The sequence below is a fragment of the Paenibacillus glucanolyticus NBRC 15330 genome (genome assembly GCF_004000885.1).
GTDB classification, from domain to species: domain Bacteria; phylum Bacillota; class Bacilli; order Paenibacillales; family Paenibacillaceae; genus Paenibacillus_AQ; species Paenibacillus_AQ glucanolyticus.
Genome location: NZ_BIMC01000015.1, coordinates 19,623 through 42,630, shown reverse-complemented (window position 1 = coordinate 42,630; position 23,008 = coordinate 19,623). Strand labels below are relative to the sequence as shown.

The 23,008-nt window shown below is 37.0% G+C and carries 27 protein-coding genes; 1 reads left to right on the top strand and 26 read right to left on the bottom strand.

From position 1 onward, the window contains the following. Positions 1–75: 75 nt before the first annotated feature. The 25 genes from PGL02S_RS19855 to PGL02S_RS19740 all read right to left on the bottom strand — a co-directional run bounded on the left by PGL02S_RS19855 (position 76) and on the right by PGL02S_RS19740 (position 19,295). The gene (locus PGL02S_RS19855) at positions 76–927 is read right to left on the bottom strand and encodes an N-6 DNA methylase (RefSeq protein WP_063477528.1); all 852 of its coding nucleotides are present in this window, start codon (positions 925–927) and stop codon (positions 76–78) included. 188 nt (positions 928–1,115) lie between these two features. Further along, a complete protein-coding gene (locus PGL02S_RS19850; protein ID WP_063477529.1) occupies positions 1,116–1,391 on the bottom strand; it encodes a hypothetical protein in 276 nt (91 codons plus the stop codon). Positions 1,392–1,646: 255 nt separating this feature from the next. Beyond that, entirely contained in the window at positions 1,647–1,952 is a 306-nt protein-coding gene (locus PGL02S_RS19845; RefSeq protein ID WP_063477530.1) for a hypothetical protein, read from the bottom strand. Between the two features lie 407 nt (positions 1,953–2,359). After that, on the bottom strand, positions 2,360–2,638 hold the full coding sequence (locus tag PGL02S_RS19840; protein ID WP_063477531.1) for a hypothetical protein: 279 nt from the start codon (positions 2,636–2,638) through the stop codon (positions 2,360–2,362). 109 nt (positions 2,639–2,747) lie between these two features. Then, a complete protein-coding gene (locus PGL02S_RS19835) occupies positions 2,748–3,086 on the bottom strand; it encodes a hypothetical protein (protein ID WP_063477532.1) in 339 nt (112 codons plus the stop codon). Positions 3,087–3,301: 215 nt separating this feature from the next. Continuing rightward, positions 3,302–3,595 carry a DUF5983 family protein gene (locus tag PGL02S_RS19830; protein ID WP_063477533.1) on the bottom strand — a complete coding sequence of 98 codons (294 nt, stop codon included), beginning with the start codon at positions 3,593–3,595 and terminating at the stop codon, positions 3,302–3,304. A gap of 53 nt (positions 3,596–3,648) precedes the next feature. Beyond that, a complete protein-coding gene (locus tag PGL02S_RS19825) occupies positions 3,649–4,194 on the bottom strand; it encodes a hypothetical protein (RefSeq protein ID WP_063477534.1) in 546 nt (181 codons plus the stop codon). Between the two features lie 46 nt (positions 4,195–4,240). Beyond that, positions 4,241–5,311, bottom strand: coding sequence for a hypothetical protein (locus PGL02S_RS19820; protein WP_063477535.1), 1,071 nt, complete (start codon positions 5,309–5,311; stop codon positions 4,241–4,243). Positions 5,312–5,664: 353 nt separating this feature from the next. Then, positions 5,665–5,838: a hypothetical protein gene (locus PGL02S_RS28295; RefSeq protein WP_156515019.1), complete on the bottom strand. Its 174-nt coding sequence runs from the start codon at positions 5,836–5,838 to the stop codon at positions 5,665–5,667. A 3-nt stretch (positions 5,839–5,841) separates the two neighbouring features. Further along, the gene (locus tag PGL02S_RS19815; RefSeq protein ID WP_063477536.1) at positions 5,842–6,402 is read right to left on the bottom strand and encodes a hypothetical protein; all 561 of its coding nucleotides are present in this window, start codon (positions 6,400–6,402) and stop codon (positions 5,842–5,844) included. A gap of 69 nt (positions 6,403–6,471) precedes the next feature. Then, positions 6,472–7,308 (bottom strand): hypothetical protein, encoded by an 837-nt coding sequence (locus PGL02S_RS19810; protein ID WP_063477537.1) that lies wholly within the window; start codon positions 7,306–7,308, stop codon positions 6,472–6,474. A gap of 467 nt (positions 7,309–7,775) precedes the next feature. Further along, the gene (locus PGL02S_RS19805; protein WP_063477538.1) at positions 7,776–8,114 is read right to left on the bottom strand and encodes a DUF3221 domain-containing protein; all 339 of its coding nucleotides are present in this window, start codon (positions 8,112–8,114) and stop codon (positions 7,776–7,778) included. 39 nt (positions 8,115–8,153) lie between these two features. Beyond that, complete coding sequence (locus PGL02S_RS19800) at positions 8,154–9,440, bottom strand: S1 family peptidase (protein WP_063477539.1); 1,287 nt, start codon at positions 9,438–9,440, stop codon at positions 8,154–8,156. Between the two features lie 417 nt (positions 9,441–9,857). Beyond that, positions 9,858–10,301 carry an HD domain-containing protein gene (locus PGL02S_RS19795; RefSeq protein ID WP_063477540.1) on the bottom strand — a complete coding sequence of 148 codons (444 nt, stop codon included), beginning with the start codon at positions 10,299–10,301 and terminating at the stop codon, positions 9,858–9,860. 114 nt (positions 10,302–10,415) lie between these two features. Beyond that, positions 10,416–10,649 carry a hypothetical protein gene (locus PGL02S_RS19790; protein WP_063477541.1) on the bottom strand — a complete coding sequence of 78 codons (234 nt, stop codon included), beginning with the start codon at positions 10,647–10,649 and terminating at the stop codon, positions 10,416–10,418. Positions 10,650–10,808: 159 nt separating this feature from the next. Further along, entirely contained in the window at positions 10,809–11,729 is a 921-nt protein-coding gene (locus tag PGL02S_RS19785; protein ID WP_063477542.1) for a DNA-methyltransferase, read from the bottom strand. 312 nt (positions 11,730–12,041) lie between these two features. Next, positions 12,042–14,045 carry a hypothetical protein gene (locus PGL02S_RS19780; protein ID WP_063477543.1) on the bottom strand — a complete coding sequence of 668 codons (2,004 nt, stop codon included), beginning with the start codon at positions 14,043–14,045 and terminating at the stop codon, positions 12,042–12,044. Between the two features lie 522 nt (positions 14,046–14,567). Then, entirely contained in the window at positions 14,568–15,116 is a 549-nt protein-coding gene (locus PGL02S_RS29130; protein ID WP_063477544.1) for a methyltransferase family protein, read from the bottom strand. Positions 15,117–15,297: 181 nt separating this feature from the next. Continuing rightward, a complete protein-coding gene (locus PGL02S_RS19770; protein ID WP_063477545.1) occupies positions 15,298–15,717 on the bottom strand; it encodes a hypothetical protein in 420 nt (139 codons plus the stop codon). A 115-nt stretch (positions 15,718–15,832) separates the two neighbouring features. Next, a complete protein-coding gene (locus tag PGL02S_RS19765) occupies positions 15,833–16,111 on the bottom strand; it encodes a hypothetical protein (protein WP_063477546.1) in 279 nt (92 codons plus the stop codon). Positions 16,112–16,822: 711 nt separating this feature from the next. Continuing rightward, positions 16,823–17,176, bottom strand: a complete 354-nt coding sequence (locus tag PGL02S_RS19760; RefSeq protein WP_063477547.1) for a PilZ domain-containing protein — start codon at positions 17,174–17,176, stop codon at positions 16,823–16,825. Between the two features lie 209 nt (positions 17,177–17,385). Further along, positions 17,386–17,790 carry a hypothetical protein gene (locus tag PGL02S_RS19755; protein WP_063477548.1) on the bottom strand — a complete coding sequence of 135 codons (405 nt, stop codon included), beginning with the start codon at positions 17,788–17,790 and terminating at the stop codon, positions 17,386–17,388. A 136-nt stretch (positions 17,791–17,926) separates the two neighbouring features. Beyond that, complete coding sequence (locus tag PGL02S_RS19750) at positions 17,927–18,229, bottom strand: hypothetical protein (RefSeq protein WP_063477549.1); 303 nt, start codon at positions 18,227–18,229, stop codon at positions 17,927–17,929. After that, the gene (locus tag PGL02S_RS28290) at positions 18,226–18,429 is read right to left on the bottom strand and encodes a hypothetical protein (RefSeq protein ID WP_164762881.1); all 204 of its coding nucleotides are present in this window, start codon (positions 18,427–18,429) and stop codon (positions 18,226–18,228) included. The genes PGL02S_RS19750 and PGL02S_RS28290 overlap by 4 nt, the downstream gene beginning before the upstream one ends. A 377-nt stretch (positions 18,430–18,806) precedes the next feature. After that, positions 18,807–19,295, bottom strand: coding sequence for a hypothetical protein (locus PGL02S_RS19740; RefSeq protein ID WP_063477551.1), 489 nt, complete (start codon positions 19,293–19,295; stop codon positions 18,807–18,809). A gap of 665 nt (positions 19,296–19,960) precedes the next feature. Here PGL02S_RS19740 and PGL02S_RS19735 point away from each other — a divergent pair. Further along, complete coding sequence (locus PGL02S_RS19735) at positions 19,961–20,350, top strand: hypothetical protein (protein WP_164762880.1); 390 nt, start codon at positions 19,961–19,963, stop codon at positions 20,348–20,350. A 41-nt stretch (positions 20,351–20,391) separates the two neighbouring features. On the opposite strand, the gene PGL02S_RS19730 is transcribed toward PGL02S_RS19735, so the two are convergent. Next, a complete protein-coding gene (locus PGL02S_RS19730) occupies positions 20,392–21,675 on the bottom strand; it encodes an RES domain-containing protein (protein ID WP_063477554.1) in 1,284 nt (427 codons plus the stop codon). Between the last annotated feature and the right edge of the window lie 1,333 nt (positions 21,676–23,008).

The following is a 23,008-nucleotide window of genomic DNA, read 5'->3' as shown; positions in this document are numbered from 1 at the left end:
CGCATGCATGAGTCCATAAGAAATACAAAAATTATATCTTAATGGTATCATACCTATACTTGACCGACAAGCTCCTTAGAATGCAAAGGAAAACTGCCCCTCTTCCCCCCTGCTATCAGCTGGATTTATTATTAACTCAATGGGTTTCGTCTCCTCTTCAAATCCCTCTATATTCCCTGGTTTAGCATACCAAGGTGCATAGAAATTCATCTGGATTTTACAGAGCCTGACCGCAATGCTGGATATGTCTTGACCAGTTCCTCGTAAATAGTAATTGGATGCGGGCAGTAGCATTGCACCGCATCCGACACAAGGATCATTTACAGTCTGTCTTTTCATTTTTTCCGGTTCTTCATTGGAATGTACAAAATCAACCATCATTCTTGTTACATGAAACGGTGTAGGATAATACCCAAGAGCTGCTTTATAGCCCTTTCCGGATTGCTCACAAAGTAAATGAGACAAGTAGTCATATGGATTATCTAGTACTGGGAATATATCAAACGTTCTATAATAATGCTCATTCAAACGTTCCGAAACAACCGGTACATCGTCGGAGCATGCTAATCCCCAAAGCAACCAATCAGCAAAGTTTTCGATTGTTGCCTCGTTGTGATGCAGGCATTTCGCAAACATTTTTTTTGTGTTTTCTACGCCGGTGGACCCCATGTCAGACCATTGGATTTGAGGAATTGGGCCACTGCCAATAAGGGTTCCTTTTAATAGAATGTCTGACCAATATGTCCACCTACCCCATAGTAAATCATCATAACTAAAAAGGTAGGGTAATAACCAGCCCCGCTTCTCAAATACTTCCGAATGGCTGAGAGGAAGTCCGTTTATTGGTATTGCATAAGTATGTACATTTCTATGTAGATCAATGAGTTGTTCCATAGAAAAACGTTCCATCTTATAGTTGGTACTCATTTAATTTATTCCTCCTTATATACCCCTGTAGGGTTATGTCAGAAAAGGTATATTCATATTAATAAAGGCTTTCAGAACAAAAAAAGCACGATCACATGTCATTATCACCTCTTAGGGGGAAAGCCACTAAAAGTGGTCAGACATGTGAAGCGTGCTCGCTTCAATAATTCAATTTCATTTTAAAGTGTTCATGCTCTTGATTTTAATATCCTTCCAGGAAAATCATACTTATCAATATGCTCTCGAAAGCCTTTATAATCCGTAACCCACACGGATTTATCCTTTATACTTTCAAACAAGTATTGCCTAGCATTATCTGTATACGCAGCTCCTAGATATACATAACCTCCAAAATCATAGCCGATCATATTTGAGTAACGTTCGCGCTTTACCTGTTTACCAGCGTGCTTACCACTGGCATAGGATACGCTGTTTTCAATGTTTGGAACAATGTTATACTTCATATATTTCACTCCTTGCGTGATGTCTCATTAATCAATGTTTGCCATCTTACAACGTTTGCCCACTCTAAGAATTCTTTTAGTGCTGAATGGGAAATGTGTTCAAACATACTAAAGAAATCAGACTCATTGTTTTTCTTAATTAAATCTAAATAGTTACTGTTTGAGGTGTTTAAATTCTACTACCCTTGATTCTTTGACCAGTAAAAGCCATTTAGAATATCTCCGTTTCAAAATGAAGTTATTTTATGATTTTGCTTAATTATTTTCAACAAGATAACTAGCAAGGGTTGCCATAAGCAATTTTTTAATTTCTTGATCTTCTTCAGATGCGATCAGCTGTTCAAATTGCCTTACAATATCATCCGTTGAATCATCATTTTCATCCTTTGATTCCAAATAGATTCCCTTACAACTGGGACATAAAAGTTCTTCTCCTCTTAATAGACGCTGCATAACAGGAGTGTTGGAACCTTGAATATGCATAAACTTGTCATGCTCATTTCTTGTTATTCCGCAAAATGTTTGACCTGCATATCTACCTGTAAAAGTAAAATGTGTCATACGTAACGCCTCCGTTTTTTCCTTAGATTTGGGTTGTGATCGCTTCACCACAAAAAAAAGAAGCACGATCTCCCATCAATTCACCAGAAATGGGCATAAAGACACCAAAGGTGATTTGACACGGGAAAAATGTGCTTCTTCATAAAAATGACTCTACAGCGCATGCAAGAGTCCATCATTGTGGGTTAGATGGATTTATCCTACCATGATAAATACAAACTAACAACTATAGTCGAAATCAACGCCCTCTCTTGAGCTCCTATTTTCATTATACTTGCCACATGAAAAGCCTAATTCAAACTATATTTTGCGTTTTTTAGTGTATTCGGATATTCTGGTGGAAAAGGGCTATTTCGTTCTACTACATGTATTTTATCTTAGGGAAAAATCTACTTGATCAGTCACTCTTATGATTCCATTTGCTTATCTCTCTCCGCAGCTAGTTCAAATTTTGCTTCACACTCATTGCATTTATTCTTCTTATCACTTATTTTAGCCAGCTCCCCGCATAAGACACAAACCTCACCAATTACATCAGTTATGAACAGTTTACCAATTTGACAGTTACCACAAATTTTATGCTTATCGAGATTTACCTCATCACACAGATACGAGCTTTGCGAGTTTTGATAGTCTGCTCCACAATGGGTACAAGAACTTAGTTTTACACGAAATCTTTTACGCATAATTTAACCTCTCTCTTAAGATATAATGTCTGGCAATCAGTCACTAATAGTAATTGCAAATTGTATCTTTCAATAAGTTCTCTTCCTGGTTCGGTTTTAATCATAGAGTTTATTTATGGGTTGATGCACGTTTTTTCTCGAACTTTATCATGGATTGTATTAAATCATTTACATGTAAAATGAAATCTGAAGGCATGGTTTTGAGTTCATTCATTGTGGAATCAATATCAATTCGTTTCTCTAATATCACATCGATATCAATTATTAATTCTTGAATGGCAGTGAATTCCCGGTTCTTATTTTTCTCTTTGAATAGAGAAGTAAGAACTTTCAGATACTCAGTTGGCAACACATTGAATAACATAAATAGTTCAAATTGTTTATTACATTCAATAGTTAGAGGCTTCAAGAAACGTACTCCACTAAGAGAGGTGTATACTTGAGTCATACTCGCACTCCTTTTTTATTTAGAGTAATAAGAGAAGCGGGATAATTATTGGGTGATCCTTACTTCAATTTCTCATGACATGGACAGTAATTTCAATCTATTCTCCTATGATACTGTCTAGATCCTTAATTGAGAAACCAGATTGCTAATTAAATCAAAATGAGAAGAGGACTTCGCGCTGGAAGTCCTCTCGTTATAATGCTACTTTGATATATTTACCACTCGTAACTAGGGAGCTCTGCACAGATCGATGCATCACGATCTAACATGATCCATTCACAGTCCTGTCTTGCAGCGAATTCCAATAGTCCTTTTAAACATTCAGGGATTACATCACACTTATCATCATCTTCTGTATCCGTATAAACAAGAATAATATAACCATATTCATGTTTGGGATATACAATTAAAGGACATGATCTACTTTCTAAAAATTCGCAAGTTTCTTGCATGATATGTGCCGTACTTAAGACCAACATTTTATCAATCTGGAGATTTGAATTATCCATTGTTCATTTCCCTCTCTATTTTGGTTTGTTTTCTCATTAATACGGACGGTAAATTATATACGGATTAGGTTTCGCATGTTAAGAACCCGTCTTCCCAGCTCGATCGTTGTAGGATGCCAGAACGGATCCTCAATAAAACTTTTAAAGTCTTTAATGCTTGAGATTTTCAATTGTTTTTTGGTCTTCACATATTTGAACGTCCACTTTGTATACTCGATTAAATTCAGAGTAACCATTTTATTGGCTAATTTGAATGTAACCGTTTTGTTCTCTTCATCAACTTTTATAAAAATATTGTTATACTTGTTGTATTTGCAAATGCACTCTTTGAATCCATCCGTATCTGGTGTTTGGTAAGGAATACTGTTGTATATTTGTGTGACGTTAAATCCATATTTATCATCGATTATAAGTACATCTTCTAATCTGGGATGCTTCTGGATACAAATTGAACCTCGAATAATTTCTGTTAGGAAAGCCTGACTTTCGTACTCAGATTTAAATGTTCCTTCAATTCCCTTGTCTCCGATATACCAGTTGACGATAAAAACAGCATCCGGTTTGATTTGATTCATTAGTTTGATCAATTGTTCTTTCATTCGTAGCTCTCTCCTCATAATTTAATTTAGAATGAATATACTTCAATCACTTGTCCCAAAAGAACTTACGTAGATACCATTGACCACTAGGTTTGGTGTAATCGAAATGAAAGCTCTCTTTATAGTTCATGACAACATAAATATTAGTTACTTCTGGAGTAAGCTCTTTGTAAGCTCTAACCATACCTCCATTCATAAGAATGGCGATTTGAGGAAGATGTAAATAGAGAGATCTATCAGGAACCATCTTGATTCGATAAGATCCATTGATGTGGTAGGTATCGTTACGTATTTGTTCCCCTAGCGATAGTCCAAATTTATCCATCCACTTATTAAATGCTTCAGAATTACTAAATGATGAGTAACTATAACCATTACTTAAGACTTTGTAGATGCAACTATCCTGGTGGCCTTCAACTTTTAACACCGTAAGGTTTGAAGTAAGAGATCCTCTATAGAGCTGCTCTTCTTGTTTAATTGGTTTTGTAATTGCAGCTCGAATGATTTCAGGGTCAAGTCCAATTTGATTTGCACTTGGATAGATAAGATCATCTAAAAGAAGCAAATATCGGTAGGTATTCTCATCTAAGAGGCTAAGATATTGATCATCTGTTAGATGATCAGGGAGCTTTTTGCAGATGCCGCCATAAAACTCACAGTGATTTGTGACATGACCATACAAACTCGCTTCTAACCGATCTTTGTAACTTAACTCATACGTCCCCCGATATGTATCGCCATTCGTGAAGAGGATTTCAAAGTCGGTCTTGTAGTATCCAATTTCAGGAGCTGTTAAGGCCATTCTTTTTAAAATTTCGTCTGCATCTTCCCAGTTCTTTGCAATATAAGGGATATGGCATTCATGATTTGGTCCCTCGCCTCTAGTTATTACGATACGTTTCACTTTTACATCAGTCGTATATCCAAACTTTAAAGCGCGTTTTAGCTGCCTGTACTCCATACCATTTAGTGCATGGACTTCAAGATTCCATCCATTAGGGTTCTTGGCATGAGACTCTAGGATCCCTTTGCTGTTGTATCCGAAGGTATGTTGCAGTTTCTCCAATGCACCTGCTTGTGATTTGCCAACGGGTTCAGGATAAATTGTTCTTGTCATACTGAAAATCACTCCTTCTTTGAAATTTGGGTTGTGATAAGGCGCAAAAAAATACACCTTAACGAAAATGACCCATTCGCCCTTTAAAAGGCATGCTGCCGTAAAATGACAGATTGGTCTACTTTCGTTAAAGTGTATTCTTAAAAAAATGATCCCTATAGCGCGTGCTGGGGACAAATTAAATGTAAGTTCTTGATAACATCTTATCATCTAAGAGGATGAATTAAAAGTTATTATTGAAGAGGAAAAAGAGTTGGATGTCCTTATAGTAAGACAAACTATACTACGAAGTGTTTAAAAGGTATTAGAATAAAGGCACTTGGATTATCCAAGTGCCTTTTTCTCTTTATTCTTTATCTTTGTTGAGCTTTTTCCTTGCGCATGATTTCAATCATGGATTTCCGGATTTCCAATCGCTCTTTTTCGCTGTCAACCGGTGAAGCCAGAACAGATTGACCGGAGTCTGTAATTCGTTCAAGTTCTTCTTCGAAATTTTTGGGGATAGGTTGGACCTTAATTTCGTTCATCGCTTACCCCTCCTCGTTAAAGTAATAGTTAACTAACCGTAATGCAGCTGGAGTGTCAATATAGAGGCCACGTCCCATATCTTTTGCACCAAGTTCTTTTTTATAATGATCAATTAAGGAAGTCTTAGATATAAATGAAACATAACCATCAAATCCTCTGGTGAAGCTAATCTTGCAGGCAATTGCAAAAAGGTGAGCACCAACACCACTAAATATCTTGTTGTCGGAGCCAACATTCCATGGTGCACTTTCTGCAAGATGGACGAATATGAAGCCTTGATCAATTTCCAAACTAATCAGGCCTTGAATTTGTTCCGAACCAAGAACGAGCAACTTATACACTTCCCGTTTTGGATGGTGTAGCTCTTGTCCCCAGTCGAAATTAATCCAACTTCTTTCACGAGTTACCTGTGTAGAAAGATCATTTCTTTCAAGGGGGAGGAATGTTGTCTTATAATGTTCCCCAGATTGGCGATGAGTTAAACAAGGGGATAATCCATCTATATGAATTTCAAGCCCCTCTGTATGGTATTCACCGGTAAGGAAGTGATTAATAATCTTCATGTTAATCCTCCATATGTTTATTATAACATGTTTGACTTGAATCAGGTGGATCTGCGAGTTCGAATGAATTTATGCACAATCAAAGCAAAACATCTTAAAAAATCCTGCATCGTTTTTTTGGAACCTTGCAGCTTGAAGATCAGAGTCGATTCGGTGGACTGTATGGCACTTTGGACATTGATATACCGAATAGGTGATGAGCTCCCCATCTACTGACTCGTTATAGGGATTTTGAAGATGCGCAATATAGTGTCCTTTCAGTTCTCTGGCCATTGCATCATCAATCTGTTTTAGCGAATGGATTGTATTACCACCAATAACAATGGGGTCTGCTATGATGCGACTGACCATTTCATCGTAATTAAACCTCTCACCTTCTGGTGTGATGATACAGACTTGGTCTAAAGGGGTTTCTTTATCAGCCAGTGATAGTAACTCCATTTTGAGGGTGCTAAGAGATGGACAACAACTCCATTTATGCTCCTGATGAGAATCTTGGTGGTAAACGGTGTAATATTCTTCTTCCTGAATTTCGATCTTATCTCGATTAATGAGTTTCTCAGTTAATTGACCCGAAGTCACCTCGATGATTGGATTATCCAGATTAAATGCAAACCACTCGATCAGTTCATCGGTTGAGGAGAAAACGGGTTCGCACATTTCCCATCCCGCATCATCAATATTAAGAAATCCATACTGTAATTCTCTCAGAACAATTAAGTACCTGCAGTCAATTGCTCCAAGTATAACCGAGCCGGCTGAAGCTTTACGCTTCCACATATTTAGCTTCTCTTCCGTGAGGACTAAATCCTTTGTGGTACGGGTGAAAATATAATGCTCACAAGTTTTCTCCGACTCCATAAGTTTCTGATTAAACTCCTCGATTTTCTTAGCTAAAACATTCATTCAAATAGCACTCCTTCTTGTTTCAATTATTTGGGTTGTGATTAAGGCAGAAAAAAAAGCACCTTAACGAAAAGGACCCATTACCTTAAAAGGTAAGCTGCCGTATAGGCAAATAAGTCACTTTCGTTAAAGTGCATTTCTTGAGATAATCCCTTAAAGCGCATGCTAGGGACTGATAAAGATAGTAGTTATTTATCTATAATAACAGGATGTTTGCTCGATTAAAAGTTCTGTTAATCAAAAAGAAGCGGGATGACCCGCTTCAATTGGAACAAAATACACCAAGTTTATCAACTTTTATAGTGCTTCATGGAGCTTGACACATAAAAGGAGCAACTGTAGCCAAAGGTATTGTTTATAACCATCAATTAAAGATATGGATTTTCGAAAAATTCTCTTTTATTAAGAATATTCGTTATTCAATCCTAAAGATAAAGCACAGTGTAAGATCTTATCTAAGTTACTATTTAATGATCTAGCTTAGTGATGTTTTTAGCAGTGACCTGTCCTGGATATGAATCTTCTATAGAATTATATGAGATCTCAACTTTCTCACCGATTGTAAACTTAGAAGGATCAATTCCACTTACCCATAGTACTTCTTTATATTTTTTCAGTTCTATTAATACCTTGTAATCTTCTTGCAAATCTTCTTTCTTCAATCCAGAAATGACAAGGATTTTTTTGTTTTCTACATCAATCTCTTTAACAACGCCAGTCAATGTCTCATAATCAGATTTAGAACTACTGCAAGCAGTTAGAAAGAACAAACATAAACATATTAACAATGCTTTTTTCTTATGCATAAAATCGCTCCCAGTTAGTATCACTATTGTCTTCTCAAATTAATTTAATATGGCATTCATTTGAAGTCGACTTAATACATTACCTACATGTGAATATGTTCCTTCGCCATTATGTCTCCCTTTATGAACTCCTTTTAAAACAGAACTATAGTAGATTGGGCCTCCACTGTCTCCTCCATAAGAACTGTAACTGGCACTCCTTAAACCTGTAAAATTCACTCCTTCAATAGTATAAGAAACAGATTTACTTTTCAGCACACCGCATGAAACTGGGTTGTTATATGAAGACGCGCCTGAGATACAAATCATTTCCCCGACAAATTCATTACTACTATTTTGAACAGTATCAAAATATCCTCCTCTTGAATTACTAGTGTACAAATGATTGCTATATGTTAGAGAAGATATACCAATTGCTGCTGCATCTACATTGCCACCGTATATTCTTGAACCCATTGAACCGACACTATTTGTTCCTTGTTTGAAGCTATTCCCAGCATTACCACAATGGGCTGCCGTAATAATATATCCTGAACTAGTACTTGGGAATTTTGCCATAAAGCCAAGGGTACACAGTCCACCATTTGTTGTATTAGTAATAGCGGTACCGGCTTGCAGAGGATTATATGCTGAGTCCCTATTTTGATCTTCAACCAATGCAGATTCTCTGATTAATAACATATCAGGATTAAAAGCATCTTCAAGTATTTTCTTTTTTTCTGAATCTAGATTCTTAACTCCTACTTCTACTTTTTGTTCTGGCAAATTTATTAAGGTATCGGTGATTAACACTCCATTATGCTCAATATTTAATAACGTTAATAATCTTTCATTAAGATCAATCAGTTCTTGTTCTGAATACTTAGCTGAGAAAACGTTAATCAATGTAGGATCCCCATAAATATTTATCAAATCAGATTCAAGTTTTGCTTTATCATTCTTATCCTTAATTCCAACATTTAAGACTCCACCTAATTTTTGATCAATAAATACAATTGTTTCATCTCTAGTGCTATTGGTTGATAAATAATTTTTTACCAAAGGTAACTTATTCAATTGATGATCAATACGATATGTTAGTTGTTCTTCCTCTTCTCTTGTTAATTTAACACCAAATTTTGTTTCGTTCATATTTTCTTTCTTAGACAGAAAGCTCTTATCTTCACTAATATGAGTATTCAATCCGAATTCTTCTCTGAATTTCATTTCATTTGAATAATCATAGGAATAGGAATCAATTTCAACTTCGTTTGCACTTACATTAACTGAAGACATGACAAGACCTATTGATAATATGAATGTGAACATTTTGTTTTTTATCTTCATGAAATTCACCTCTTTTTTAGATTTCTAAATACCGTTTTTCTAGCGCCTCCTGTCAAGTTTACCTGCTATCGAGTAATTAAGATTAAGAAAACTTATTCCTCTTAGTTTTATAACAACATCAATAGGTATTCAGCTCCTTTTTTATTTTTTTTCAATACACTATTAATAACCATAGTACCAGAGAAAAAGTTACGGTTAAATTTGGGTTATTTCTCAAAATCTATATTTAGAAGTTGCTTTGTGTAAAAACTAGCCTTTTCTATTAAATTCGCGCTAAAATCCTGCCAGTTAGTTTTAACAAAAAAGCAGCTGATCACATTGACCAGCTGCTCGACTGTGTTTGTTTAACTATCGTTATCCGTTAGCGCATCGACTTTTATTCGAATTATTAACGGACTTGCTTAGAATATTAATTTTTCACTTTACATATTCAATCAACATTAAATAAGCTTGCTGGTATCTTTGCATTCTCTTCATGTCTGACTCTGTAGGAGACGTAATCCTACTCCAGTCCATATTATCTTTAACATCTGCAAGTTTTACTTTACATCCAATTGGGTTTAATCGTGCCCTTCTAATGAAATCCCAATAATTTTCTTTTCTTTGTGGAGAAATATGATTTCTCGTGACACTTTTAACGGCTGTCACAATTATCTCGGAGAATCCTAATCGGCTCAAATCAACATCCGTAATTTCCGAATCCTCCAAAACATCGTGTAGTACTCCGACAACCCTTTCTTCTTCACTTTCCAGCTGCATCATTACTCTTAAGGGATGTAGAATGTATGGCTGCCCAGCTTTGTCGTATTGGTCTTTGTGAGCTTCTGCAGCGATTTGAATGGCTACGTCAAGCATCGACATTTATGCTTCCTCCTAAATATCCAAATAAGTATTCGTCCACGTTCACGTAGCCACATACCTTCCAGGTGTCTATTAAAGCAATTCAACCCAATTCGCAAAAGATCATCTTCGTTATTATTTTAATACAAATTCAATTTCCTTATACTCAAATTGATCGCCATGCTTAGTCTCATAAAATTCTTCCCAAGCTTCCAAATCTTCTTCTTTGTCAAACTCATCAAATACTTTTGCTTCGATCAAATTGTCTGTATATTCTCCTACTTTGCCGATCCTTACTACACCTTCGACACTCAGTATATTAGCCCACTTAATATATTGATTTCCAACCTTAATAACATATCTACTCAACTGAAAACACTTCCTCTTCCTTTAACTTATACTAATAAATTTCTACGGATTTATCTTTAGTTCCTCCATTTTATAAACTTTGAAAGGAATGTAACAAAGCAAAACAATCTATCTCTCCATCCTATCATTGTAAGGCTGGATGGACAATTGATTGATTACTTAACACATTAAAGGAATTTCTTGAATAGAAAGGTTTTCGCGGATCTTTTTAACGTTCTCTTTTAGGATTTCGAACAAAACGGCAATACGACCTCTTCTCATAGCTGCTCTTCCTAAATTCCCGCTTCCTGCAGCTTGATCAATCACGATTTCACCTGGGAGAGTAATTGCCTCCAGAATAGCTTCGTAGAGCTCAACAGGTTTCTCTGCCTGATGAATCCTTTTTTGAGGAGAAGCGGGTTGAAAATCAAATTCCGTGGGTAAAAGATAGGCCGTACCAGACATTTTTCTATTTCCACCTCGTTGCTTATCCGGACGTAAAGAACGTGCTTTACCCTTTGTGAAAAACATAATGTCCTCTGTGTTTTTTGATTTACGTCCAGTATTCCATACACGAACACCCTTCTTCCATGGTACTTTGGAAAAATATAAAAGCCCACATTTTTCAGCCATCATTTTGATTTCATACAGGTACTTGAAATTCGATTCGTTTTCGGCCGGCAATATTTCTACCAAAAAACCACCAGGTTTAAGGATACGTGCTTTTTCTTTAAAATCCTCTAAATTGTAACGAAATGTGGTTTCTTCATATCCAGATACAAAATTACGATTTGTTCCCGAATTTGATTTAATGTCCTCCCATGGATGATCGGTCACGATGGCATCAATACTTTCGTCATCAAAAATAGAAAGGTTCCTTCCATCACCTTCTACCACAACAGCTGAACCTTCTCCGTCCAGAAAAAGATATACTCCACGTGCGACTTTTTCACAACGATCCTTCAGTTCGCGATATAGCCTGCCTCGGATTGTACTTTCTGGCTTGTCTGGAAAATAGGATGCGATTTCTTTGATATGCATAGGTCTTGCATTATGGGCCATGACTTCTGCAATTCGGTTGGCTAAAATACGTTTACTCATGATTATCTCTCCTTGGATTCAATTGATGGGTTGTGTAAGACGCAAAAAAAGCGCCCTTCTCAATGAATGTTGGCCCATATAGGGGGATTTCTACCAAGAAGGTAGTACATTCACTCAGAGGAGCGCTTTACTTAAATTGACTCTTTGACGCATGTCGGAGTCCGCTGGAATTAATTCATAACGACATTTTAACATAGTTTACAAAATAACAGAATCGATAAGATGATCACCATAAAAATCCTTAGATGGTCGAGAGGTTTCCCAAAAGTATGTATTAATGGGACCCCCGACCACCAGGATTAAACATCTATATTACGATTGTTCTTCAGATTCAGTGTTATTGAATGCCGCAACTTGCATCAGCATCTGAACAGTTGACTCTTCGAGTGTTATCCGACTTTCCTTAATGGTAAGCATGTCCAAAAGATTACTAACTACGGTAGGCAGTTTTACGTACGATTCAAAGGAATTATAGAATTCATCCATGTTACTCCAAAACTTTGTTTTTTCAACAATCTCTGTTTGTACAGCAAGACCACCATCGAAGGTTGCTTTCATTTCTTTAATTTCTCCCTTATCTAAATAACTCTGCAGTGCTGTATAATCGATTATCGATACACCATCGATATCCATTCCGGTAAAATGCGGGTAGTTGCAGATCACGACTACGTGAATGTCCTTACCCTGAAAACCGCGTAGTTCAGAATCAAAAATCGAGCTGTGTTTCAACAAAAAATCCCGCTTCCGCTTAACTTGCTCTGCGCCTTGCTTCAAACGTTTATAGCCATTATGAAAATCTCTCGCTTCCATAGGGAACTTAATGTTCTTGATTTCCGCGATGAGGATCATTTTTTCCATAGAGACAATAAGATCAATTTCTTCGACTTCTTTCTTGCTTGCATGGAATTTCTGCTTATCAGGTATTACTACATACTCTCCCTTACCTCTAAGGTCATTTTTAATGTTCCTCTTAAGATATTTCTCCAATGCGGCACCTCGATCTTCCAGCGAATAACTAACAGACTCCAACCATTCATCGATGAGTTGCAAGTAATTGGGTGCTTGGAGGCTAGAAAGAAGTAAAAAATATACCTCCCTTGTTTTTACCAAAGGTCGGGCCCAAAGATTAACTCTTCTTTTTTTGTCCGTGTTGTAAAGATCGTTTTCGATAATCGAAAGGAACGATTCAATTTGTGATTTAGTAAAAGCTGTAACATTTTGCAAATACGAAAGGAGTTCTTTTTTCTTGATTCTTATAAAGAATCTTTTCAACTCCGTATTGTTGGCGTCTTCATTTTGACTTAACTGCTCTCTTAATGCCCTGGCCAAAATTAGCAAGGAGCTATATAGGAGGATGACATCATGAATTGTCAGTCTTTGTAATTCTTTCAATGGTTCTAAATCAATATGTGGATAAAAGGAGAAGATCGAGGATATACCTTCAATCAAATCATTAGATACAGGATAATCATCAGTCTTAGCAACCTGTATAGAGACGAAGCCTCGATGATCTACAGATACTTCTCGAATAGCCGCTTTCTTTCTCTTATGGTTCATCATAATTTGAAGCTCAGGGTTTTTTGAAAAAATTGTATGCGTTTCAACTACTGTCGCACTGACATTTCTCTCAACACGATGTTGACCGACCTTAAGAAGCTTAAGATACTGCTCGTTTTTGAATTCTAAATGAAGTACATTCTTAGGAAATTCTTCAATTATCCCTTCTTCCCAAGTAATACGGTCATAAGAGTCTTTTGCGGCGAAATACATATTGGAGGTTAAGTATAAATAACCTGCAATATCAATTATCTTTTTAGAATCATAATGATTGTGGAGTTGCTCATTATTCAAGAAGTATCGAATATAATTAAATAAATTGTTAAGAAGGTCGACCTGCATTTCGAAAACCCCACCTGCATTAAGCTGAGGCCTCCCATTCCCCGGATCAAATTTAATACTAGCGACTTCTTCTAATCGAATGCCATTAAATTGGCGTATAGTCTCGTCCATGTGTTTATTCAATTTAATAATTTCTGAATTACCGATAGCGATTAGAAACTTCATGATATGCTCTGGGTGAGCCTTCGTTTTCTCGATGGCATCTTTCATATAATCGTATATCATCTTGAAAATGGAGTGAAAAAGCGGGCCTTTTCTGACGATCGTTAATGCAGATGGATCGTCCAGGTCTAACGAGCCTGCTTCCATATATTTTTCCAAGTCTTGACTTATCTTATCTGCATCATATTTATCACTGAATGGATTCCAGTGCACCTCGTTTCTTAGTTTATGTCTAAGGTTTTTAAATTTCGCCATGTTCAGTACCTCGCTTTTTTATTGAACTATCGATTTTGTTAGTCCAGTTGAAATATGAGATTTAGCTGTCATTCGACATTTGGTTAAGCATTAGACGTTAAACAATTCAAATGTCGGCTATGATTGTCTTATATAGCAGCTTCGGATTCACAGAATACATGCAAGTTTTTAACAACTGTCGACAAAAGGAACCGCTCGAAAGCGATTCCCTTTGCAGATATTTTCTACTTAAAAAAACACAATTGTACGACATCTCTTAGGGAACAGTAATTATGTCTCACTCAATAACATGAATAGCTGAACTCGAATGTGAAAGCATGATTTTATTACTCATTTACTATCACTTCAACATTCTTTTGATATTTTAGAGGCTGCACTCATACCTATCAGCGTTTAAACATATGTGTTTGTGGATTTCCTGTATGGAGTGTTCAACCCATTCTAAGGACATTGCTTCCTTTACTCAAAACTGCCAGTATATTTCGCGAACTCCTTAACGAAAGGTATTTGCTCCCATCTATGTTACCACACATAAGGGATAATTCTGTATTTTACCCGCTCCTTATAATCCTGATATTCTTTCCCAAACTTATCAATAAGATAGTCCTCTTCCCTCAGACGAATCAATCGATAAAAGGGAACACCCATTGCACAAAGAGCGATAGGCAGTAGCCAAGGAGAGATTAGCATAAAGACGAAACCTTCAAAGAAAAACATACTATAGATCGGGTGTCTCACGAATCGGTACATACCTTTTATAATAAGACTACCGTTTTCTTTGGGTTTTTCGGAATCTGTCCAGTTTTTTGAAAGTATACAAATACTGAGGTAATGGATAAGATATATTAAATTCAAAGAAATCAGTAATCCCAAAAGAATATGAGAATTAAACCAAAATAGTACCGGTTTGATCCAAAAGATAACACAATAAAACAGAATAAGTAGAAGTAAGAGAACGAAGTCACTCCACTTGGCCGTAGATCGCTGTGAAATTTTTTTGAGTCCGATCAATGTGATGAGAATGAGAATTGATAACGAAAGAATTGCTATAAAACTATTTTCGTTGAGCATAGAAGATCACCTATCCTTTCATTTTTTGTTTTTTGATTGTATACATATAAAACTGATATATTCATTGTTAGAGCTGTATGATATATTGTCGGCTGTGCTATTCGTATTCATTAACACATGTAAAACCCGCTTCCTCATAAACGGAGCGGGTCATAATGTTATTTCCTAATTATTCGTAGTCTCAAAGGGATCCTTCAGTAACAACGTACCCATCTGGGAAGTATTCATTGAACACAGCAATTCGAACTGCTGTGCCATGGTCGAACCCCATATGATACTCTGCTTTTTCGAAATCCTCCCAGTAATCAATACTGCCCTCGTGATGGCTTAGTCCGAATCTCATGCCATCATATGCATCCGTAAAGCCGAACATATACGGCTTACTGACATCGAGTGCCTTACATACTCTATCACTACCAAAATACTCACAAACATTAAGCACTTGCTTAAGGGTTGGGAATGTTTCTGATTGTTCGTATAAGGCCAGCGCAGACATCGCGCAGCCACAATTTTTTTCTATGCTCCCCCATCCCTCAAAACCTGGCTTTACTACTCCAGATTTATAAGCAGTCATAACGCGAGATACGGTAATATTATTCATTGTTCATTCTCCTTATTTATAATTTTGATGATGCTATATTCTGTATTTCATGTTTTGATGTAGCGATTTGATGAGATACTGCACTCACCTTTGGATTCCATGCAGATTCATAATATTAATAATTAGCATTCTCCAATTTATTTGTGTAAAACAGGAATCTTTCGTGGCATTGTTTGCAGATATTTACGTGAATAAATGGCTCTTCGTCTTCAACATCTTTTCCGCAACTTATACAACTTCTGTCTTCGCATTTTCTGAAATCATAACACCCAGACTTTGTACTAAAAGCTATTTCAACGCCTTGTGTTTTATATGACCATTCTCTAAAATCATTTGGGTGCAGCTCTCTTGCAATTTCTTTTAAATCATCGCTTAATTCATCGTATCTTCTCATTCTTTATTCCTCCAGTATTATAGTTGCCTTTGACCTTCCTTCAGAGTTCTGCAAAAAAGCTTATCTATTCTAGATTTAATTCCTGATTCTCTCCTTTCTTGATGATATGATTGGGTTGTGACGAACGCAAAAAGAAGCGTTCTTCCCTACAAACGATCATTCAAATAGGCGGGTATCTGCCTAAGGGAGAGATCATTCGCTCGGAAGAGCGCTTCTTAATAGAAAGACTCTTGAGGCGCATGCCAGAGTCAACATAAACATCAGTTAGATAAATACATCCTATCATAGTCAAATGAAATCATTCAATATCTTGATAATTTAATTTATAATTTGAACTCCAAGTTCTTAAACTTACTTCTTTTGGGATCTCTTCACTGTTACCAAAGAAAGTGCAACAATAAACACCCAAGTAAGGAATAGTGCTGCCAGGATGGTGCTTATGGTTCTAACCGGTTCCGAAAATGCGCCCTTACTAATAAAGACGTAAATCAGCCCGAATGCAATGATACGAATCAAAGTCATAGTTACTTTATTATTTTTATGAAACAATGTATGTACTAGAGAGATCCGTTCCTCCGTTTCCTTACACTCTTTCAATAATTAAAATATCTCGAATATAAGTAGAACAAAAGCAGTTGCGGATGAAAAAAGTAAAGCATTATCATAAATCTCAAGCATAAAGATGATACCTCCCCCTCATATCGATCACATTTATTTCCGATATTTCAACTGGACTCGGTTACATTCCTGAATGATCTTGCATCGCTGATTTTCGTTGATATGAATAAATTTAGCTGAGATGCGTTCATCCTCGATCCGGACGATCTTGCCAAAGAAAGTAACAGGCTGCCTATCGATATAAAGAATTCCTTTGATTCGATCGTTGATTCGATATTCTTTTTCCTGGTCAGAGATGAAAGAAATTCCGCCACCGCTAAGATCATTGGTAGGATGATTGAGAAAGATTTCATCATTTGTTGATATGGATACCACCGAATGATATGGGACTCGGAAAAATTCGCGTTTTTGCTGCATGTTGGTTCTTGTTCGATTTATCTGTGTCATATGTCTCCACCTTTTTTTATCACTGTTTATAACGGATTCCATAACGAATATGTTAGAGCTAATTTGATTAGCCCATTTCAATTTTTGTATTTCAGCCCAACCAATTTCACCATTGAACCGAGAATATTTGAGGGCCCATTACAGACTATAATGCCAATGCGATTATCATCAAAACACCTAATAGAATGTAACCAACAAATCCAAGGGTTTCATTTGGAAATTCTAGCTTCAGAATTTACTGCAATTTGATAATCTATAAATTCTTTAGTCAAAATTTCATCTAGAAAACACTCTAAAGCAAAATAAGCATCTATCATATCGATCTCTGTTTCAAAATTAAAACCCATGACACGACGAAAACGACTATAGATTGAATATTCAATTCCTTTAATTATTTTTGTATTATTTAAACCTGCTTTCCAATGGATTGATTCTCTCTTAAATAGTTTTTTGTTTCTTTCTTTAAAAATATATATAGAATTGTGTTGAAATTTAGTGTATAAGCGCGTGTAAAACCCTTTTGGTTCCTCAGAAATCTTTACTGTTAAAATATAGGGAACAGGCAAAGCTGGTTGAACACGTTTTTCAATTGAAAATAATCCGTAATTGTTCATAATAAAAATATCCTCTCTTTAGCCAACGTTCAAACCTACATTGCTTTCGTAGCATCAACATATCTTATCTAACTTATAGAAAATAGCAGCTAGTATGATTGAAGCCATGCTTATAAAAATACATTTTACAATTACTTTATGTTATAAAATCAATTTGATTTTGATAAACCGTTGTACCTGGTTGATTCCCTTTCCTCGATCTTTTACTAATTTCGGAGATAAGCGACCCCATGCTTTGACTAGGTGGGAAGACATACATAAGAGGTTTAGAAGTTTTAAGATCCTTGTATCTCTTCCGGAAAGCATATTTCTTCCGATACTTTAAGTAATCATCCCATGCCTGTTTCCTTTCTTCATCGGTCATGGTTATTAAGTTAAATTCATCCACATAAATCGTAATGTACTTTTTTTCATTCTTCTTCCGCTGCCGCTTTTTCATTGGATACCAGCTCCTATTTGATGGGAATTCAAATCCTCATACTCTTTTTCTTTCTGGACAAGTTCCATGAATTCGTCGTATCTGAGATTGAGAGACGGTGTAAGAACCTTTTCGAGTTCTGTGATAAATGCATCCATTTTTCCCTCACTATTAAAATCGAAGATCAAGCCCTCTGGAGATACCAGTTCTTTCAATGCCAAGACCCTTTGATTATTTCTAATCATTTCCGCCCATGTTTGGTAGTCTCTCTCATCACCGATATAGAACGTATATTGTCGACGAGTCCAAAAAGTAAACATTTTCTCGAACAAATCTAATTGTCGGTAGGTTATACACTTATCGGATAGTACGTTCTGAAGTCGCTTATGGAACCGTTCATCACAGGTCTTTACTTGAGCCACGACTTGAAACGGTTTTAACTCCTCGGGTACAACTCTCTTTGTAAAAAGCAATTCGAAATCTCTATACGTTTGGACCAAAACAACCACTCTCCGTTCAAGATCTCTAACATAGGCTATTCATTACAATTCCATGGATCATTGCAATTGCAACATTCTATAACTGAAAGCTGAGATAATCATCTATTGAAGATGACAGATACTGCTCGACTGGCTCTCTCAAATAATGATGGGGTCTTTGCACTTTCATGTTTCATCGTTTGTTCAATTAACAAAAGTACTATAAAGTCATCTAGAGAATATTTTTCTCCGTAAGGATGTTTTCTTTTAATTTCGCTTAAGTCTTGAACAAGAGATGGATCAAGGGACAGATGTATAGAGACCGGCTCGGGTTGTTCTTCAAAAATAGGAGCGTACAGATTACGGATCGGTTCCAAGTTCATGAGATCAGAATACGATTTATTTAAAACAATCAGACTCGTTCGTTCTACCAATTCGATTTTTGACTTTAAAAATGATCTAATTTCCTCCTGGTTTGAATTTACAAGTGCGTCTTCAAATGAATCCTTTAAAAAGGATAAGTCTTGGAGCAGAATTGCTTCTTCCTCTTCATTGATATCTGGAATATTGTTAAGAATCATTCTGAGCTCGTTAATTTTTCTTGTCATTGACATACATCCTTTTGCATCAAATTCTCTTTAACCCTCTTTGATCCAACAATGTTTGAAATGCTGGATTTCCGAAAATTAACTTAGTCCACTTTGATTTTTCGTATAGGCCCTCTCTTCTAGTGCAGAGATCGTTTTTATACTCTTTTTTCGTCTTCCATAAGAACAACAGAAGCGGGTTATTACAATAAAAGCTATTGCAATAAAACAAAGGGTCTCCCGCTCCTTTAACATATCATGCATATATAGAACTGCCATTAGAGCAATTAGTATAACAACGATCCATCCCGTAATCTTCATGATCTTTGTTTCTCGTCGGATAGTTTTTTGATTTGATACCCAACGTTTGGGTAGATAGTTGTTCAAGAGATGCACCTCCTATTAGCGCTATATACTTAGTGTACACGGCTTGTGGAAAATCGAGAAAGACACCCAAAAGTTAGGACTATCAATTCGGGTATTTCTTTCTTCCCGATTAAAAAGAACATCTTTTCAGATCCGGTCGAAAACATCAGTACCAGGTTTCATCAATGTATTATTCAGATTGGAATTACGAGAAAGAACGAAATTTTATCTTTGCTCTGTACTGGAGCGGGGCACTACTGGATGAAGTGTGATCCTGATATGATAAAAAGAAAAGATGAAAAGAGGCTGGGTAGATGAGCATGTCTACGATACAAATGTTAGGTTCAATTCAAGAGGGGGAAGTTGCACGCTTAGTGAGTGAACACATCAAGATTACCGTTATCCGCAAAGGTGGGGGGTTCTTCTACAAAGAACATCCGGATTGTGAGCCGGAGAAAACGCACCTCGTTTTGAATTTTGGAACAATGGATGCGCAATGGGAAAAAGAAGAACCGGCCGAATCCGTCTATGTTGATACTGCCACGGCTCTTTCTGCGCTGCTGCATGATGTAAAACTTCGCGCCACTTATAATGACCGTTCGGTTTTTATATCGAAATTGTCGCGAATCAGTGATTTTTTAGAGCTAGCCCCCGATCTCTTACTTCAAGATATAATCAATGAGGTGAAATGGGAAATACTCGAAGAATAGAAAAAAACCTCCACCGTTAGGTGGGGGTTCTTCATATTTCGTCAGAAGACCTCCAAAGGCTTCAGAGAGCTTGCCAATGGGATTTTCTCCATTGTTATTGTGAATTGTGGTGAATAGCTTATAACTTCATTTACTTTAATGTCTTTACCAGGTGTAATATTGAACAGAGCAAAGTTCGTATAGCTGAAGCGGTTCCTATGTACGCCTTCATACTTAACCCCATGGTATCCAATGGCACTGCAGCAGGTACCTATAAAATTTGGTAAAAGATAGGCTTGTTTTAGGATCTTAGTTTCTTCATTCTCTTCATTGAAGAAGCCCTGGAAATAGGGATCAAAAGATCCTAAATCGAATAAATGCAGCTCATCTTCAAGGATCTGAAATTCTCCAATGTCGATTACATCATCATGGGTGGGATGTATTTCATAAGGAACCGCATCCACGTTATCGCACACGTACAGCACTGGGACACCAATACAGTTATATCGACCATGTTGAGGTAATCCTGCTGGTGGTGACCACATATCTTTATCGGTAAACACATTAGAATTATCCCGCTTCCGAGTTCGGCCGCGATATAAAGTTCCGATTTCTGGTGACAGTACGTGATACTCTTTGGCCGTATAGTGTTTTTCCAATGTGCTATAAATAGCTCTTCCTGTGGGGTGTTTTAACGCGAGCATGGGATATTTACTGAGGTATTTCTTGAAATTTATCAAGTCATCTACTTCGATATTTTCTCCATATTTTGCGCTAAAATCACTGAATGTTTCATAATCATAGCCCCAGAAATCTACAACATCATTTTTCGTGTATATTTCATCACTTGGAGAGAATACGCCACCGGTAATGTCGTCAGGACGATACCCATCACGTCCACGTCCACATTTACACTCTAAATGTTTGGTCATTAACGAGTGAAGTTCTTCAGGTACATCTTGATCAAATAAATATGATTCTACGCTCATACCCTCTGGCTCTTCCATACGAGAGCTCGGGTCAAAGGGGTCATCGTTAAAAGCATGTACAAAATATGCACGTTCCTCCCCTTCACAGTAGCTGCAACCGGATATATTCTCCCCCACTTTATCAGCGATATCATTCAGGGTGGTATCGTCCACACTGAGGATGAAATACACTTCTTCCTCTTCAATGTCACGATCGCAACCTTCACAATCTAGACTCTCGATACCATCATGTGTTTGTTCATGACAGTCATCTTGCGACTCCAGGAGGTGATAACCATATTTCTTTGTAAAATCAATAACAATCTCCCCGCAGGTAGAACATAGCATAGTCTCTCTTAAGTCTCTGATCACCGTCATATCGCCCCTAATTGTTAATTTATAACCTAAAGCAAACGTTTGGATTTAACTTGGAGCGGGATCCTCTCCCCCTCTACCTCTTGTCATGTACTAGTTGTAAATCTAATATAACAAACCTTATTCTCAACTGAAATGAAAAAGTAACTATCAGAAGAGCGAAGACAAGAAATCGGATCAAATCGAATACTTTCAGCTATTTAAATGGTTATGGATAAATAAATTGATTTTACTTACCCATCGAGATGGTAAATTAATACGCTATGAACATAAAGAGATTCTTTGAGTCATAGTGTACTTGTTTGGTTACAACGAATGAGCATTGACGGCCTTTATAGCTATTTCGGAATAAAAAAGAGCCGGTATTCTTACTCCACGGGCTGCTGAAGATGTCTGTATAGTATTGTGTCTATTGACACCATGATCAGGCAGGATCATGGCCTATTACCTCCTCGGCTGTAGCGTAGCCACTGCAGCTCCGAGTATTGGGGTCAGCTCGGAGATTGAATGAAGGGCCGGTTTCTCAAAAGGACAAAGAGGATCGTGTTCCCAACAGGTGTGAGATTCTATGGTTAACTGGTTATTAGTGAAGTCGAGACGAGCGGGGGACATATTCACCTCTGTTGCAACTGTCCTTGTAACGCTTTTCTACCTGAATGTCGGTTTCTAGCTGCCAATCGTAAGGGTGGAGAACGAAGTGGGGTGCTATCAATTACGAAACCACTTAGGTAGACACGAATGCAGATCGCATGATTCGTTGGAAGACAACCTATGGATTTTTAGTGAGTGCTATGTAGATAAGCTGCAAAGGGCTCTGAGCGGAGAAATGGCTAATATTTAATGAAACTCATAACGCCGAAAGATGCGTCGGAGTAGTCGGAGCTAGGGAATGCCTAAGCACACCAGTTCTGAGGGGTTTAGGACACATAACAATAAGAAGGCAGGTGTACTAAGCACGGTCTTTACTGGACATAGATATCTAAATGCTACTGGTTGAGGTAGCCAAACAAGGCTAATCCAAGTGGCACTCCCCCGCCTATTGCGAACATAATAACTGCCATAACTGAAATTTTTAAAGCAAGTTTGGCGGTATTGTCTCCCGTGGGTTGGGTATTCTTACGCTTGCTATTAGACACCATAAAGTTCACCTCAATTATCTTAGATTTTCTTTAATTTACCATACATGTACTGCAGTAGCATTTTGCTTTACGCTTTACATTACTTGTTTCAGAATAACGATACACATTACAATAACGTAAATCGTCAAGAAAAGAACGGTTCTTATCAAGAATCTATCCACTACGTTTCCGAGTTCCATTGAGTACCCCCATGCTTA